18 protein-coding genes are annotated in these 15105 nt (G+C 64.7%); 11 read left to right on the top strand and 7 right to left on the bottom strand.

Annotated elements, in window-relative coordinates; translation table 11 throughout:
- Nucleotides 1–88: 88 nt before the first annotated feature.
- The 4 genes from IB274_RS02020 to IB274_RS02005 form a co-directional block, all read right to left on the bottom strand.
- A complete protein-coding gene (locus tag IB274_RS02020) occupies nucleotides 89–901 on the bottom strand; it encodes a VacJ family lipoprotein (RefSeq protein ID WP_192430438.1) in 813 nt (270 codons plus the stop codon).
- Nucleotides 902–905: 4 nt separating this feature from the next.
- Entirely contained in the window at nucleotides 906–2255 is a 1350-nt protein-coding gene (locus IB274_RS02015; protein ID WP_192430437.1) for a serine/threonine protein kinase, read from the bottom strand.
- Nucleotides 2256–2340: 85 nt separating this feature from the next.
- Entirely contained in the window at nucleotides 2341–2826 is a 486-nt protein-coding gene (locus tag IB274_RS02010; RefSeq protein WP_192430436.1) for a GNAT family N-acetyltransferase, read from the bottom strand.
- 69 nt (nucleotides 2827–2895) lie between these two features.
- A complete protein-coding gene (locus IB274_RS02005) occupies nucleotides 2896–3462 on the bottom strand; it encodes a hypothetical protein (RefSeq protein WP_192430435.1) in 567 nt (188 codons plus the stop codon).
- Nucleotides 3463–3573: 111 nt separating this feature from the next.
- Here IB274_RS02005 and IB274_RS02000 point away from each other — a divergent pair, with 111 nt between their 5' ends.
- Entirely contained in the window at nucleotides 3574–3939 is a 366-nt protein-coding gene (locus IB274_RS02000) for a hypothetical protein (RefSeq protein ID WP_192430434.1), read from the top strand.
- A 1-nt stretch (nucleotide 3940) separates the two neighbouring features.
- Here the strand turns inward: IB274_RS02000 and IB274_RS01995 are convergent, their stop codons facing one another.
- Both IB274_RS01995 and IB274_RS01990 read right to left on the bottom strand, forming a co-directional pair.
- Nucleotides 3941–5500 (bottom strand): beta (1-6) glucans synthase, encoded by a 1560-nt coding sequence (locus IB274_RS01995; protein WP_192430433.1) that lies wholly within the window; start codon nucleotides 5498–5500, stop codon nucleotides 3941–3943.
- Nucleotides 5501–5574: 74 nt separating this feature from the next.
- Complete coding sequence (locus IB274_RS01990) at nucleotides 5575–5796, bottom strand: DUF2061 domain-containing protein (RefSeq protein WP_192430432.1); 222 nt, start codon at nucleotides 5794–5796, stop codon at nucleotides 5575–5577.
- Nucleotides 5797–6079: 283 nt separating this feature from the next.
- Between IB274_RS01990 and IB274_RS01985 the strand changes: the two genes are divergently transcribed.
- The 10 genes from IB274_RS01985 to IB274_RS01940 all read left to right on the top strand — a co-directional run bounded on the left by IB274_RS01985 (nucleotide 6080) and on the right by IB274_RS01940 (nucleotide 14646).
- Nucleotides 6080–6934 carry a glycine betaine ABC transporter substrate-binding protein gene (locus IB274_RS01985; protein ID WP_192430431.1) on the top strand — a complete coding sequence of 285 codons (855 nt, stop codon included), beginning with the start codon at nucleotides 6080–6082 and terminating at the stop codon, nucleotides 6932–6934.
- Between the two features lie 212 nt (nucleotides 6935–7146).
- Complete coding sequence (locus IB274_RS01980) at nucleotides 7147–7458, top strand: DUF485 domain-containing protein (RefSeq protein ID WP_024763446.1); 312 nt, start codon at nucleotides 7147–7149, stop codon at nucleotides 7456–7458.
- A complete protein-coding gene (locus IB274_RS01975) occupies nucleotides 7455–9110 on the top strand; it encodes a cation acetate symporter (RefSeq protein WP_192430430.1) in 1656 nt (551 codons plus the stop codon). Before IB274_RS01980 ends, IB274_RS01975 begins: the two co-directional genes overlap by 4 nt.
- 74 nt (nucleotides 9111–9184) lie before the next feature.
- Nucleotides 9185–10975 carry a DUF294 nucleotidyltransferase-like domain-containing protein gene (locus IB274_RS01970; RefSeq protein WP_192430429.1) on the top strand — a complete coding sequence of 597 codons (1791 nt, stop codon included), beginning with the start codon at nucleotides 9185–9187 and terminating at the stop codon, nucleotides 10973–10975.
- Nucleotides 10972–11598, top strand: coding sequence for a 3'-5' exonuclease (locus IB274_RS01965; protein WP_192430428.1), 627 nt, complete (start codon nucleotides 10972–10974; stop codon nucleotides 11596–11598). Before IB274_RS01970 ends, IB274_RS01965 begins: the two co-directional genes overlap by 4 nt.
- Before the next feature lie 119 nt (nucleotides 11599–11717).
- Nucleotides 11718–11876, top strand: a complete 159-nt coding sequence (locus IB274_RS01960; RefSeq protein WP_017522017.1) for a DUF3309 family protein — start codon at nucleotides 11718–11720, stop codon at nucleotides 11874–11876.
- A 375-nt stretch (nucleotides 11877–12251) separates the two neighbouring features.
- Nucleotides 12252–12551 carry a hypothetical protein gene (locus IB274_RS01955; protein ID WP_192430427.1) on the top strand — a complete coding sequence of 100 codons (300 nt, stop codon included), beginning with the start codon at nucleotides 12252–12254 and terminating at the stop codon, nucleotides 12549–12551.
- Nucleotides 12552–12718: 167 nt separating this feature from the next.
- Nucleotides 12719–13531, top strand: a complete 813-nt coding sequence (locus tag IB274_RS01950; protein ID WP_192430426.1) for an SDR family oxidoreductase — start codon at nucleotides 12719–12721, stop codon at nucleotides 13529–13531.
- Nucleotides 13532–13859: 328 nt separating this feature from the next.
- Nucleotides 13860–14285, top strand: coding sequence for a hypothetical protein (locus IB274_RS01945; protein WP_024766159.1), 426 nt, complete (start codon nucleotides 13860–13862; stop codon nucleotides 14283–14285).
- A gap of 31 nt (nucleotides 14286–14316) precedes the next feature.
- Nucleotides 14317–14646, top strand: a complete 330-nt coding sequence (locus IB274_RS01940) for a YnfA family protein (RefSeq protein ID WP_192430425.1) — start codon at nucleotides 14317–14319, stop codon at nucleotides 14644–14646.
- A 184-nt stretch (nucleotides 14647–14830) separates the two neighbouring features.
- On the opposite strand, the gene IB274_RS01935 is transcribed toward IB274_RS01940, so the two are convergent.
- A complete protein-coding gene (locus tag IB274_RS01935) occupies nucleotides 14831–15061 on the bottom strand; it encodes a YheU family protein (RefSeq protein WP_192430424.1) in 231 nt (76 codons plus the stop codon).
- Nucleotides 15062–15105 lie beyond the last annotated feature (44 nt).

The raw sequence follows: 15105 nt of genomic DNA, 5'->3' as shown, positions 1-15105 counted from the left end.
AAATGGTTGCGAGTTTTTTGGTCTAACTATCGATATATTCGATGCTATATGGGAAAGAAAACCGCCGCTCGAAGGCGGCGGTTCCGGCTCACTCCTGGATCTGCAGGCGCCGTGCTTCGGTGTAGAAGTAGCGCAGCTTCTCGTACTCGAACGGCGTGTTCATCTGTCCGTAGCGGAAGCTGTTGCTGTAGCGCTTGTTGACGATCTCCAGCACCGGCAGCTCCCAGTACTCGCGGCTGATGTCGGAGTAGTCCAGGTAATTCACTTCGCGGGCGGCGATGAAGTCGGTAACCAGGCCGCCGGTGTCGCGCAGGTTGGACGGGCCGAGGATCGGCAGCATGAGGTAGGGGCCGTCCGGCACGCCCCAGTAGCCCAGGGTCTGGCCGAAGTCCTCGCTGACTTTGGGCAGGCCCATGGCCGTGGCCGGGTCCCACAGGCCGCCGATGCCGAGGATGGTGTTGAACAGCAGTCGCGCGGTGCTGTTGGCTGCGCGCTCGGCCTTGAGCTGGGCGACGCTGTTGAGCAGGGTCGGCACCTCGCCCAGGTTGCTGAAGAAGTTGCTCACGCCGGTGCGTACGAAGCGCGGGGTGACGTACTCGTAGCCATTCACCACGGGCAGGAACACCCACTCGTCGAAGCGGTAGTTGAAGTGGTAGACCCGGCGGTTCCATGACTCCCAGGGGTCGTAGACGTTGAGGGCGTCGAAGGTGGCGCGCTCGAACTCGCGCTGGTCGAGGCCGGGGTTGAACTTCAGCGCGTCCAGCGGGTGCTTGAAGCCGTCTTCGTCCGGTGCCATGTCGAAGGCGGTGGAGATCGGCGCCTTTATGGGTTGCGGTGTCTCGGCCTGGGCGAGGCCGCAGGCCAGCAGCAGGGCGAGGGTCCAGGAATGGCGAAGTGGCATGGAGTCAGTTCCCTGTCTGCGCGGTGGCGATGCCGGTGGCCGTGGCATCGTGTCCCTTGAAGAAGTCGAGCATGTCCTGGGCGTTCACGCGGTAGTTGAGGTTGCCGCAGTGGCCGCCGCGAGGATAGAGCGTCAGGCGGTCGCCGAAGGTGCGGCGCAGGAAGCCGATGTCGCCGGGGCCGAGGATGACGTCGTCGGCGTTGTGCATGACGGCGATCTTCGGGCTCTCCTTCAGGTAATCCTGGACGCCGTAAAGGCTGACCTGGTCGACCAGCTGCGGCAGGCTGCCGCCGTCATACTTGGCGCGCCACAGCGGCATCAACTGGTCAGTCATGTAGCACTCGAAGTCGCACTGCATGGCGCGCTTGAAGAAGGGCGTCAGACTGGTGCCTTCGGTGATCGGGTACTTGGGCGGGGTGATCAGGCCGCGGCGGTTGATCAGGTCCGAAGTGAAGGCAATGTCGGCGGAGGAGAAGCGGAACACCGCGCCGATCAGCATGGCCATCTCCTCGTTGGAGAGGTGCTGCTTGGACTGTTGCAGGTCGAAGAGGAAGGCGTCGTTGAGGTCGACGTAGCCCTTCTGCTCGAAGTAGCGGGTCAGCTTGGCCAGCACCACCTGGTAGAAGGTGTTGGTGTCGTTGATGCCCTTGACGTGGGTCTGCACCAGCTTGTCGAGGTTGCTCACCGATGTATAGAGGTTCACCGGCGGGTTGAGCAGCAGCACGCGCTTGAAGTTGAAGCTGCGGCGGGTTTCGTCGAGCTTGCTGACGAAGGCTGCGTGCAGGGCGCCGAGGCTGTAGCCGGTCAGGTAATAGTCGCTGACAGGCAGGTCCGGATGCTGCGCACGCACGGCCTGCATCACCCGGTACAGGTCATCGGCGTCGTCGGGCGTATAGCCTGGCGTGGCGACGCGGGACGCGCCGACCATGAAGTCCCAGCTGGTCGGCGAGGACAATTGCACCACGTGGTAGCCGGCGTTGTAGAACAGGCGCTTGAGGTACTCGGGCGTGGTGCTGGAGTAGTTGGCGCCAGTGCCGGCGATGATGAACACCAGCGGCGCTTCGTGGTCCTGCCAGGCCAGCCGGTAATGCAGCTTCTTCACCGGCCAGAAGTTGCTTGGCAGCTCGTACTCGCGCTCCGGGCGCAGCTTGAGGGCGTAGTCCGACTGGCGGATGTCGTCATCCGTCGGCAGCTGCGGGCGCAGCTCCGGCGGGGTGGTGGCGATGGTCGCCTCGAACGGGTTGAGCAGTGGATAGCCGTAGCTGGCCTGATCCACATCGCGGGCGAAAGCGGGCCCGGCAAGTCCCAGTGCGAGGCCGCCGATCAGGGCGGCCACGCGGCGAAGAAATGTCATGGTTCGGAGTCCTTTCAAGAGGAGGCCAACTCTAAGGTGACCGCGCATTAAGACCAGCACATTTCCTACAAGTGCGATGTGCGTTTCAGCCCTTGCGCGCCAGGTCATGCAGGGCGTCGCCGGTTAGACGATAGACGGTCCATTCGTCCTGTGGGCGCGCACCCAGGCTGCGGTAGAAACCGAGCGCCGGTTCGTTCCAGTCCAGTACCGACCATTCCAGGCGTCCGCAGTCGCGCTCCACTGTCAGCCGCGCCAGTTCGGTCAACAGCGCCTTGCCCAGTCCGGCGCCGCGCGCGGCGGGGCGCACGTAGAGGTCTTCGAGGTAGATGCCCGGCTGGCTCAGCCAGGTGGAGTAGTTGTGGAAGAACAGCGCGAAGCCCTGGGGCTCGCCGTCCACTTCGCCGATCAGCACCTCGGCATAGGGGCGCGGGCCGAACAGGTGATCGTGCATGCGCTGGGCATCGGCCTTTACTTCGTGGACCAGCTTTTCGTAGTCGGCCAGTTCACGTATCAACGCGAGGATCAGCGGGATGTCGTCGGGGGCGGCAGGGCGCAGGGTGACGCGGGGCATGGGAAAGTCCTTGTGCTGCGAATGTTCAGGAGCATGCCCAATGCCCCGAGCTGCTGGCAACAGGGCGCTTCAATAGCGTTCCAGGCTCTCCAGCCAGACCAGCTCGCAGGCGCCGGCGCCGGTATCCTCGCGGCTCAGCGAGCTGACCCAGCGCCAGCCGTCGTCGCCTTCCACGCGCACCAGCTTGCCGGACAGGCGCACATGCTCCCCGGCACTGATCTGGGCCAGGGTGCGCGCCACGCCGTCATTGGCGGGGATCATGTGCATGTTGGCGGCGTGGGTTTCCAGCTCGCGGCGGGGAATCGGCAGCTTGTCGGCGTGCCAGTAGAACCAGCGGTTGCCCTGACTGATGCGGATATCGGCGAGCACGCGCGGATCATCCATCGGCCCCCAGCCCAAGGCGAGGTCGGTGGGCGACAGTTCGGCCTCGCGGCCCAGGCGGTAATCCTCGCGGCTGAGTACGCGAGCTTCGATGCTGAAGTCCTGCAATGGATAGATGGAATAGCGCTCGACGCGGAAGCCGCCGCCGGACAGGGCCTGGCTTTGCTGTTGCGGTGCCAGGGGGCGCTCGGTCGGCCACAGCCACCAGAAGCTGGTGGCCACGCAGACCAACAGGAACAGGGTCGATCGCTTCATCGAGGGCTCCGTGGGTGAGGGAAGTTTAGGCAGGGTTAGGCCCCTCTTGCATCGGCCCCGGCGCTGGTTATGCTGGGCGCCGATTTCCCTGCCTCCCGGAGTAGTGGCGCCATGCCCCGACGTTTGCCCCTGATCCTCCTGCTGCTCGCCCTGGCGCTCTGGCTGGCCGCCAGTTATGGCTTGCGTTTCGGGCTGATGGAGGACAGTCGCTGGGTTGGCATCTGCGCCGACGAAGCGACGCGCTGGGAGTGCGGCGCGCGTTCGCAACTGGGCTGGGCGATACACTTCGGCGTGTTCGGCAAGCTGGCGCTGGGGCTTTCGCTGCTGGCCTTCTTCGTGCCGCGTCGGGCTGGCTGGTGGCTGGCTGTGCTGGCCATGCTGGTCACGCTGCCCGCGCTGGTGCTCTACAACGCCGGGCTCGCGGTTTTCGCCGTGGTGCTGGCCGGGCTGCGCCTGGTGCGCGCGCCGACCCGCTGAGTCAGGCCTTTGGCTGTGCCGGGTGTAGCCCGCGCAACAGCGCACCCAGCAGCAGCAGGCTCACCGCCGCCCACCCCAGGGCCTGAAGATTGCGCAGGCCTTCCAGTGCCAGCTGTGCGGGAATCCCGACGGCGATGATCAGTGCCAGCAGCAGCGCTTCGCGGCGCGGCGCTTCGACCGGTCGGCACAGGTAGACCAGCGCCGGGAACAGCAAGGCCGCGCTGGGGAAGCTGCGGTATCGCGCATCGAAGACCATCCCGAGCATCAGCACCGCGCCGGCGAAACCGGCCGCCGCCAGCCACAGGCCGGCGCGGCGTTGCAGGGCGTCGAATACCTGCGAGCGCCAACCCGCGCGTGTCGACAGCGCCAGGCTGATGTGCAGCAGCACCAGCAGGTTGAGGCCGGTCAGCGCCGCCGCCCAGAGCCATTCGCCCCAGAAGCGGCTGGTGATCACCGACAGCTCCAGCCACAGGCCGATGCAGCCGGCACCCAGCGCGCCGGCCAGCGGTAGCAGGAAAGCACTGCGGGCAGAGGCCGGGCGGCCACCCACCAGCAGGGCGCCGAGCAGGATCACGGCGCAAAGCCCCAGCCATTGCGGCCAGCCCGGCAGGTTGCTGACCGGCCCGGCGAGCACGCCTTTCTCTTCGCGGTCGGCGCTGAACAGGCCCCAGTAACCGCCCACCGCGCCTTCGCTCTGGCGCTTCCAGGGCTGGTCGAAGGCTTCGATCAGGTTGTAGTGCCAGCCTTTCTCTTCGGCCATGTGCACGAAGCCGCGGATGAAGCGCGCCTCGTTGACCCGGCTGGGCAGGGCGGTGTCGCGCTGGCGGCCTTCGCTGGGCCAGCCGGTCTCGCCGATGAGGATGTCCTTGGGGGCGAACTCGCGGCCGAAGTCCTCGCGGATCTTCGCGACGTGGGCGAGGGCGTCGTCGATGCCACTGGGGTTGTCTTCCCAGTAGGGCAGCAGGTGGATGGTGACGAAGTCCACCGCCGGGGCGATTTCCGGGTGCTGGTGCCAGAACTCCCAGACATCGGCGTAGGTCACCGGCTGGCGCACCTGGGCTTTTACCTTGTGGATAAGTCCGGCGAGGTAGCGCCCGGTAACCTCCTTGCGCAGCAGGGTCTCGTTGCCGACGATTACCGCCTGCACCACGTCCGGATACTGGTTGGCGGCCTTGATCAGCGCTTCGACTTCACGCTCGGTATCTGCCGGGTTGCCGTTGACCCAGGCACCGAGCATCAGCTTCAACCCGTGCTTGCGGGCCAACGCCGGAATGCCTTCCAGGCCGGTCATGGAATAGGTGCGCACGCAGTCGAAGCGCGTCGCCAGCAGGGCCAGGTCGGCGTCCATCTGCTCCGGGCGCAACACGAAAGGTTGGTCGAAGGGCGACTGGTCCTTGGCGAACGGGCTGTAGGACGCGCACTGCAGCTTGTGCGTGGGTGTGGCCGCGTCGGGCAGGACCACCGGTTTGCCCAGTCCGTACCAGAGCCCGCAGAGGGCGATCAGGGCAAGCAGCAGGGCGAGGCAGTAGGGAAGGACTGGAAAGCGCGAGGACTGTGGCATGAGGGCACGCGAACCGTGGCGAGGCGCGCATCTTAGCAACGCCATCGGCCGCCGTCAGTGCCCACGCGGGGCACTCAGGCGTGGCGGTGAACCCAGTTGTGCGTCGGGACCGATTTGCCTGCGGCGTTTCCCTCGATGCGCTTCCAGAACTTCTCGTGGAAGTGGAACCCGACCGCGTTGCACAGCGGCTCGACCACCGCGACCAGGCCGCCCACGGTGATGCTGCCGGTCAGAGCGTAGGCGACGCTGAAAGCGATCATGAAGTGCATCAGGGTGAAGGTGACGGTCTTGAGCATGGTGGTGCTCCTCCAGTCGAGAATGATTCTCCGTTGCGGGAAGACTATCGCGCGGCAGCCGTCGCGGGTAATCGAGCTTCTGTATGAAGGCGATAGGCCGTCACGTCCGTCGTGGTTGGATTGGCGCGGTCGTGGATGGACGGGTTCTGTCGCGGATCGGACCGTTTGGCGTCGCTCTCAGAGCAGTTCGCCATCAGGGTGCGCCGATCATGAAGGGGCGGCCAAGACCGCGAAATGCGCCGGGTTCGCCCAGGCGCGCCGATAAAATCACGGGGAGAAAACCATGCAAATGATGCGACGCCTGTTGGGCCTGGGCGCAGGGCTGGTGCTGTCGGCGGCTGCCGGGCTGGCCGGTGCGGCGGCCAAGCCGGAAATCACCATCGGATACGTGGACGGCTGGTCGGATAGCGTGGCAACCACGCACGTCGCCGCCGAGATCATGCGCGAGAAGCTCGGCTACCAGGTCAAGCTGATGCCCGTCGCCGCCGGGATCATGTGGCAGGGTGTGGCGCGCGGCAAGCTCGACGCCATGCTCTCGGCCTGGCTGCCGGTCACCCACGGTGCCTACTACGACAAGATGAAGGACAAGGTGGTCAACCTGGGCGTGAACTACCCGGGTGCGAAGATCGGCCTGATCGTGCCCGAGTACGTGAAAGCCAACAGCATCGAAGACCTCAAGGCGCAGAAGGCTGATTTCGACGGCCGCATCGTCGGCATCGACGCCGGCGCCGGGGTGATGCTCAAGACCGACCAGGCGATCAAGGACTACGGCCTGGACTACAAGCTGGTGGCCAGTTCCGGCAGCGGCATGATCGCCGAGCTGACCCGCGCGGAGAACGACAAGAAGGCCATCGCCGTCACCGGCTGGATTCCGCACTGGATGTTTGCCAAGTGGAAACTGAAGTTCCTCGAAGACCCGAAAAAGGTCTACGGCGAAGAGGAACACGTCGACAGCGTGGCCAACCCGGCGCTGGAGAAGAAGGCACCGGAAGTCTGGGCCTTCCTGAAGAAATTCCAGTGGAAGGACGGCCAGGAAATCGGGGAAGTCATGCTCGCCGTACAGAACGGCGAGAAGCCGGAAGTGGCCGCCAAGAAATGGGTCGAGGCGCACCCGGATCGCGTGAAGGGATGGCTGTAAGCAGCTAGATCGAACTGACACGCGCCACAGAATAATCCCTCGCGGACCTCCCGGTTCGCGGGGAATTTTTTTATTTCACAGCGTCTATTCCGGACTTCTCCGCGAAGTCTGACTGAGCGCTACGACTAAAGTCGTCTGGAGCCCTTGCAGCGCTCAAATAAATTAGGGATCGACGACATCCGCGTCATCCCCGCTGTGAGGACAAGAACAAAATGAACGACAGCATCTACCAGCGGATTGATACCAATCCGCGCTTCAAAGAGTTGGTGGCCAAGCGCGAGCGATTCGCCTGGCTGCTCTCCCTGATCATGTTGGGCCTGTACGTGGTCTTCATCCTGCTCATCGCCTTCCAGCCGCAGTTGCTGGGCGCGAAGATCAGTGCTGATTCGTCCGTCACCTGGGGCATCCCCATGGGCGTCGGGCTGATCCTCTCGGCCTTCGTGCTGACCGGCATCTACGTGCGCCGGGCGAACGGTGAATTCGACCGCCTCAACCAGGAAATCCTCAAGGAGGCCCAGCAATGAAAGGCCGAATTTCTGCGGCCCTCGCTTTGGCCGTATTTGCCCCCGCACTCTGGGCTGACGCCCTCACTGGCGAGGTGCAGCGCCAGCCGCTGAATATCTCCGCCATCGTCATGTTCGTCGCCTTCGTCGGCCTGACCCTGTGCATCACCTATTGGGCCTCCAAGCGCAGCAAATCCGCCGCTGACTTCTACACCGCCGGCGGCAGCATCACCGGCTTCCAGAACGGTTTGGCAATCGCCGGCGACTACATGTCCGCCGCGTCCTTCCTGGGCATTTCCGCGCTGGTGTTCACCTCCGGCTACGACGGCCTGATCTACTCCATCGGCTTCCTCGTCGGCTGGCCGATCATCCTCTTCCTGATTGCCGAACGCCTGCGCAACCTGGGCAAGTACACCTTCGCCGACGTGGCGTCCTACCGCCTCAAGCAGAAGGATATCCGCACCCTGTCCGCCTGCGGTTCGCTGGTGGTGGTGGCCTTCTACCTGATCGCGCAGATGGTCGGCGCCGGCAAGCTGATCGAGCTGCTGTTCGGCCTGAACTACCACGTCGCGGTCGTGCTGGTCGGCATCCTGATGGTGCTCTACGTGCTGTTCGGCGGCATGCTCGCCACCACCTGGGTACAGATCATCAAGGCCGTGCTGCTGCTCTCGGGCGCCACCTTCATGGCGATCATGGTGCTCAAGCACGTCAACTTCGACATCAGCACCCTGTTCTCCGAAGCCATCAAGGTTCACCCCAAAGGCGAGGCCATCATGAGCCCCGGCGGCCTGGTGAAAGACCCGATCTCCGCGTTCTCCCTGGGCTTCGCGCTGATGTTCGGCACCGCCGGCCTGCCGCACATCCTGATGCGCTTCTTCACCGTCAGTGACGCCAAGGAAGCCCGCAAGTCGGTATTCTTCGCCACTGGCTTCATCGGCTACTTCTACATCCTGACCTTCATCATCGGCTTCGGCGCGATCCTGCTGGTCAGCACCAACCCGGACTTCAAGGACGCCACCGGCGCCCTCCTGGGCGGCAACAACATGGCGGCCGTGCACCTGGCCGACGCCGTGGGCGGCAGCCTGTTCCTGGGCTTCATCTCCGCCGTGGCCTTCGCCACCATCCTGGCGGTGGTTGCCGGCCTCACCCTGGCCGGTGCCTCGGCCGTGTCCCATGACCTGTACGCCAGCGTGCTGAAGGGCGGCAAGGCCAACGAGAAGGATGAGCTGCGCGTCTCGAAGATCACCACCGTGTGCCTGGGCGTCGTCGCGATCGTGCTCGGCATCCTGTTCGAGAAGCAGAACATCGCCTTCATGGTCGGCCTGGCCTTCTCCATTGCCGCCAGTTGCAACTTCCCGGTGCTGCTGCTCTCCATGTACTGGAAGAAGCTGACCACCCGTGGCGCCAAGATCGGCGGCTGGCTCGGACTGATCACCGCGGTGACCCTGATGATCCTCGGCCCGACTATCTGGGTACAGATCCTCGGCCACGAGAAAGCCATCTACCCGTACGAGTACCCGGCGCTGTTCTCCATGGCCGTGGCCTTCATCGGTATCTGGTTCTTCTCCATCACCGACAAGTCGACCGCTGCCGACGAGGAGCGCGCGCGCTTCTTCCCGCAGTTCATCCGTTCGCAGACCGGCCTGGGGGCCAGTGGCGCAGCCGCCCACTGATAGCCTGAGCTAACCTGCCGGGGCCGGGGGTGGAAACACCTCCGGCCCTGCTTTTTTACAGGGATGGATTACGGATGTCCGACGATTTCAATTTCGCCTCGCCGCCCTTCGACCAGCTCCGCCCGCTGGAGCGCGAGCAGCTGCGCGACGCGCTGAGCGTGGGCTACTACACGGTCGACGAAGTGCTGCTCGAAGCCGGTGCGCCGGTGCCTTGCCTGTTCATCCTGATGAAGGGCGTGATCGAGGAGCGCGGCGAGGACGGCAAGCTGTTCGCCCAGTACGGCGCCGAAGATCTGTTCGATGTGCGCGGGCTGTTCTCCGGCAGCAGCAAGCACCGCTACCAGGCGGTGGAAGAAAGCATCGTCTACGAACTGCCGGCGGCGGTGTTCCACCAGCTGTGCACGGACAACCCGCAATTCGCCCGCTTCTTCCGCGCGGACCTGGCCAGCAAGCGCCAGCTGGAGCGCCGCGACGGGCAGAACCTGGCCGAGTTCATCCTCACCCGCATCGCCCCCGAACATCTGTTGCCCGCCATCGAAGTCGAGCCCGGCCTGCCGCTGGGCGACGCGGCGCGCCTGCAACTCAGCCGTGGTGCGGACGCGCTGCTGGTGCGCGAGGATGGGGCGCTGGGCATCGTCACCCGCACCGACCTGATGACCGCGCACTTCCGCGACGGCTTCAGCGAGGCACAACCCATCGGCCCGCTGGCGCACCGTCCGCTGAGCCATGTCGAGCTGGGCGATTTCCTCTTTGACGCGATGATTCTCATGACCCGCCAGCGCATCGAACGCGTGGCCGTGTGCGAAGAGGGCCGGGTGGTCGGCCTGCTGCACCTGACTCAGGTGCTCAGTCTGTTCTCCACCCATTCCCACGTGCTGGCGCTGCGCATCGCCCGCGCCGAAAGCGAGGCCGAGCTGCGCGCCGCCGCCGAGACCCTGCACACGCTGATCGCGACTCTGGCGGGCAATGGCATCCGCCTGCGCTTCATCATGCAGCTGGTCAGCGCGCTCAATGAACAACTGCTCGAGCGCCTGTTCGAACTGCAGGTGCCGCCGGTGCTGCGCGGCCGCTGCTGCCTGCTGGTGATGGGCAGCGAAGGACGCGCGGAGCAACTGCTCAAGACCGACCAGGACAACGCGCTGATACTCGACGACGGCCTGCCGGTGGAGCAGGGCCTGCTGCTGATGCAGCGCTTCTCCGCCGCGTTGCTGGAGTTCGGTTACCCGCCGTGTCCCGGCGGTGTGATGGCCAGCCGGCCGGAGTGGTGCAAGCCGTTATCCGAGTGGCAACGAGAGTTGCGCGAGCTGCCACTGGAGGGACGTCCTGAACAACTGATGCGCCTGTCGATCCTCTCCGACGCCTGGCCGGTGGCGGGCAACCGAAGGCTGTTCGACAGCCTGCGCGAATGCCTCTACGAACTGGCCGGCGACAGCGGCCGCTGGATGAGCGATCTGGCGCTGCCGGCCCTGCAATTTGACACGCCGCTGACCTTCCTCGGCCAGCTGAAGACCCGGGACGCGCAACTGGACGTGAAGCGCGGCGGCATCTTTCCCATCGTTCACGGCGCCCGCGTGCTGGCCGTGCGCGAAGGGCTGGACGAGCGCGGCACGCTCGGCCGCCTCGCCGCGCTGAAGGCGCTCGGCGTGCTGGATGAATTGCTGGTCGATAACCTGTCCGAAGCCTTCGAGCTGTTCCTCCAGCTGCGCCTGCGCCAGCAATTGGACGGCCAGCGCGACGGACGGGAACAGGGGCTCGATGTTTCCCGTCTCAGCGGCCATGAGCGCGACCTGCTGCGCTTCGGGCTGCACACGGTGAAGAAATTCAAGCAGAGCCTGACCCGCCAATTCCACCTGGAGACCCGATGAACGCCTGCGTCGTTGCCCCCGATCCGCACTGGTCCGCCTGGCGCCGCCGTCTCTACTGGTGGCGGCACGACCCGGTGGAAGCGGACGAGCTGGTCTCGCTGGACCTGGAGACCACCAGCCTCGACCCGCGCAAGGCTGACATCCTCAGCATCGGCGCGGTGATGATCCGGCGTGGCAAGCTGATCCTCGGCGAGCGCCTGGAACTGCTGGTGGAGCCGCCGCCGTCGCTGGATGGCGAGTCGATCCGCATCCACAAGCTGCGTCGGGCCGACCTCGAAGGCCAGTTGTCGCTTGCGGAGGCGTTGCGCCGGGTGCAGGCATTCATCGGCGAGCGGCCATTGTTGGGCTATTACTTGTCCTTCGACGTCGCGGTGCTGCGCCGGCACCTGCGCGAGCAGTTCGATGCGCGGCTGGACAACCCTCGCGTGGAGGTCTCGGAGATTTACCACCGCAAGATGAGCCGGCGCTTTCCCGACCTGCACCTGGACCTGCGCTTCGACACCCTGGCGCGCAATCTGGATATCCCCATCGAAGGCCGTCATACCGCCATCGGCGATGCGCGCACCGCCGCGCTGATGTTCCTGCGTTTGCGCAAGGGCTCGCTGCCCCGCGTGCTGAGCTGACTCTGGCGCGCGCAGATTCTTTGAATCTTCCGCGTGCCGCCTCGGTCGGTATCTACAAGCGCTGGCCTATCGCATCCCGCGAGCCATCGCCCCTCGTCGACTGAAAGAGGAGAGACGATATGGGACTCGGGACTATCCTGTTGATCATCCTGATCTTGATGCTGATCGGCGGCCTGCCGGTCTTCCCCCACTCGCGTAACTGGGGCTATGGCCCCTCCGGTGTGATTGGCGTGGTGCTGGTCGTGCTGCTGGTGTTGTTGTTGCTCGGACGGATCTGAAGGCTGTTAGAGCGCCCTCTCCCTAACCCTCTCCCGCAAGCGGGGGAGGGACCGTCGTGCAGACGGTGAAACCATGGCGTCAGCTGGCACGATCTGCTCCCTCTCCCTTCGGAGCGGGGCGCGCAGCCAGGGTGGGGGAGAGGGCAATCCCAGGTGCGGGCTTACAGAAGAAAGCAGTGGCTCCTACGAATACACCGCATCCTTCACCTGCGCAGGAGCGGACGTCGTCCGCGATCGTTCGGCCTTCGCTCCGGCGGGTATCCGTTTTCCCCACCTACGTCACAGCGCCGATACGCCGCAGGGTGATTCGTCGCACAGCCCTCGTGGGGCTCCTGTACTAACATACTGGGCCTTTGCCATCAGGGAGTCGTAGGGATGCTGGGCGTTGTACTGGTTGTGCTGGGCGTGGTGTGGTTGCTCGTCCAGTGCGGGCTGGGCCTGCCGCCATTGGCCGAAGCCATGACTCTGGACCCGGTGGTCAACCCCGATCGCTATTGGCAGTTCGCCTTCCTTGGCCCGGCCCTTCCCGTGGCGCTGGGGGTCTTCATGCTGCGCTACCGTATCAGCGGTTTCGCCCAGCTCAAGCGCGAGCGCATCAACTGCGCCGCTCACCTTCTTGTCTCCGCCGGTATCGCCCTGGTGCTGGGCAAGCTCTGCGTGCTCCTCCAGGCCTGACCGCGCAACCCGCGAACTGCTGGTGCGCCGGCGGTTTGCCAGGGGCATTCAGCGCCCTGATTTCGCCGCTGAGAGCAGAAAGCCTTGGTTACACTTCGGCCCACAGTCGTCGACAAACCCTGTCGATTGCCCGTCCCGAACAAGACAAGAAAAGGCAGACCTCCCCTATGCAAAATCGCATCATGATCACCGGCGCCGGTTCCGGCCTCGGACGCGAAATCGCCCTGCGCTGGGCCCGCGAGGGCTGGAAGCTGGCGCTGGCCGACGTAAACGAAGCAGGCCTGCAGGAAACCCTGAAGCTGGTGCGCGACGCCGGCGGTGACGGCTTCACCCAGCGCTGCGACGTGCGTGACTACAGCCAGCTGACCCAGCTGGCGCAGTCCTGCGAAGAGAAATTCGGCGGCATCGACATCATCGTCAACAACGCCGGCGTCGCGTCCGGCGGCTTCTTCAGCGAACTGTCGCTGGAAGACTGGGACTGGCAGATCTCGATCAACCTGATGGGTGTGGTCAAGGGCTGCAAGGCCTTCCTGCCGCTGCTGGAAAAGAGCAAGGGACGCATCGTCAACATCGCCTCCATGGCCGCTCTGATGCAGGGCCCGGCGATGAGCAACTACAACGTCGCCAAGGCCGGCGTGGTGGCGCTCTCGGAAAGCCTGCTGGCCGACCTCAGCCTGGTGGACGTGAAGGTCCACGTGGTCTGCCCGTCGTTCTTCCAGACCAACCTGCTGGATTCCTTCCGCGGCCCGAGTCCGGAAATGAAGACCCAGGTCGGCAAGCTGCTGGAAAGCTCGCCCATCAGCGCCGCCGACATCGCCGACTACATCCACCAGGAAGTGGCCCGCGACGTCTTCATGATCCTGCCCCACGAACAGGGCCGCATGGCCTGGCAGATCAAGCAGCAGAACCCCCAGGCGATCTACGACGAGATGGCGAAAATGGCCGAGAAGATGCAAGCCAAGCGCCGTAGCCTGAGCTGAGAGCCTGATTACGATCTGCTGCGCGTCGGCATAACTGCGTTGAGTGCAGCTGAGAAATGCTCTAGCTCGCAAGATCGTAAAGCAGGTTCTGAACAAGGAATATGCCCCCTTTCGGTGCAATGAAAGAGAGGGCTTGCCCAGGCCGGTGCAAAGGGTTAGTTTTAGTCACCGGCCTGCCTGGCTGATGTACGTTGGACCCCGGTGAAAGCCCCGCTCATTTCGCGGGGCTTTTGCTTTTTCGGGCTACTGCGCAGCTGCGGGGATTCGCGCTTTGCGCCATGCCAGGCCTGTGTTAGAAGGCTCCGGTGTCATTGAAGGAAGAATCCGCTTGCACTGTGAATCCATCGTCTATGGCTGCATCCGCGACTGGCCCGGCGACTCGATGGAGCGCCGCCTGCGCCGTGCCGCCAACCGCAAGGTGCTCGACAGCCTGCCCATGGGCGAGGCCTGGCCGTTCCTCGGCCGCGAGATGTTCAGCCGCTGCGAGACCGAAGGCGCGGGCCTCTACCAATCCCAGGTGATCCATTTCGGCGCCAGCTACCAGACCATCGAGTACGAGTGGAAACTCTGGGTCGAACAGTTCGAAGCCCTGCTGCGCCGCCTCTACTGGGCCAGCGCGGTGGTGCATCTGGAAACCGAAGTCAACGGCAGCCACACCTTCCGCTGGGAGTCCGAGAACGGCTTCCACAGCCCCCGCGAAGGTGAGCTGAAAGTGCGCTGCGCCTGGGAACGCGAGGGCGGCCTGCGCGGCTGACCGGCGTACTTCCCGTCACGGAATGAACCCCATGATCAACTACCTCTGGTTCGTCCTCGCCGCCTTCTGCGAGATCGCCGGCTGCTACGCCTTCTACCTATGGCTGCGCCTGGACAAGAGCGCCCTGTGGATAATTCCCGGCCTTTTCAGCCTGACGGTCTTCGCCCTGCTGCTCACCCGCGTCGAGGCGAACTACGCCGGGCGCGCCTATGCCGCGTACGGCGGCATCTACGTCGCCGCGTCGCTGTTCTGGCTGGCCTTCGTCGAGAAGAGTCGTCCTCTGTGGAGCGACTGGGTCGGCGTGGCGCTGTGCGTGATCGGCGCCAGCGTGGTGCTGCTCGGGCCGCGTCTGGCGCCCTGAGCTGTTCAGTATCCGGCGGATAACGCCGTTGGCGTTATCCGCCCTACGCCCTGATTCTTGTTTCAGGATGCTTCGTCGTTCGCGGCGAACACCCTCTCCCTTCAGGGAGAGGGTTGCGGTTGATCCTGTTTGTCGAAGTCGCGGGTGAAACCGTTCTGACAAAAGCCCATTTTCATCAGGCAGCTCAGTCCTCCAGCCATTCCTTCGGCACTTCGGCCTTGAGCATCAGCTGGCACTGCTGGCTTTCCGGATCGAAGACGATCACCGCCTCGCCGCGCTTGAGTGCATGGCGCGCGCGCTCCACGCGCACGTCCAGCGGCGTGTCGTCGCCGTTGTCGGTGCCTTCGCGGGTGACGAAGTCTTCCAGCAGGTTGTTGAGGGTGTCGGCTTCGATCAGCTCGAAGGGAATCAGCATGGCGGGCTACTCGTGAATCGCAGCGCGGGATTGTAGTCCCGCGC

Origin of the sequence: Pseudomonas sp. PDM18, from assembly GCF_014852585.1 — a bacterium.
Classification (GTDB): domain Bacteria; phylum Pseudomonadota; class Gammaproteobacteria; order Pseudomonadales; family Pseudomonadaceae; genus Pseudomonas.
This window is presented reverse-complemented; position numbering and strand designations above follow the sequence as displayed.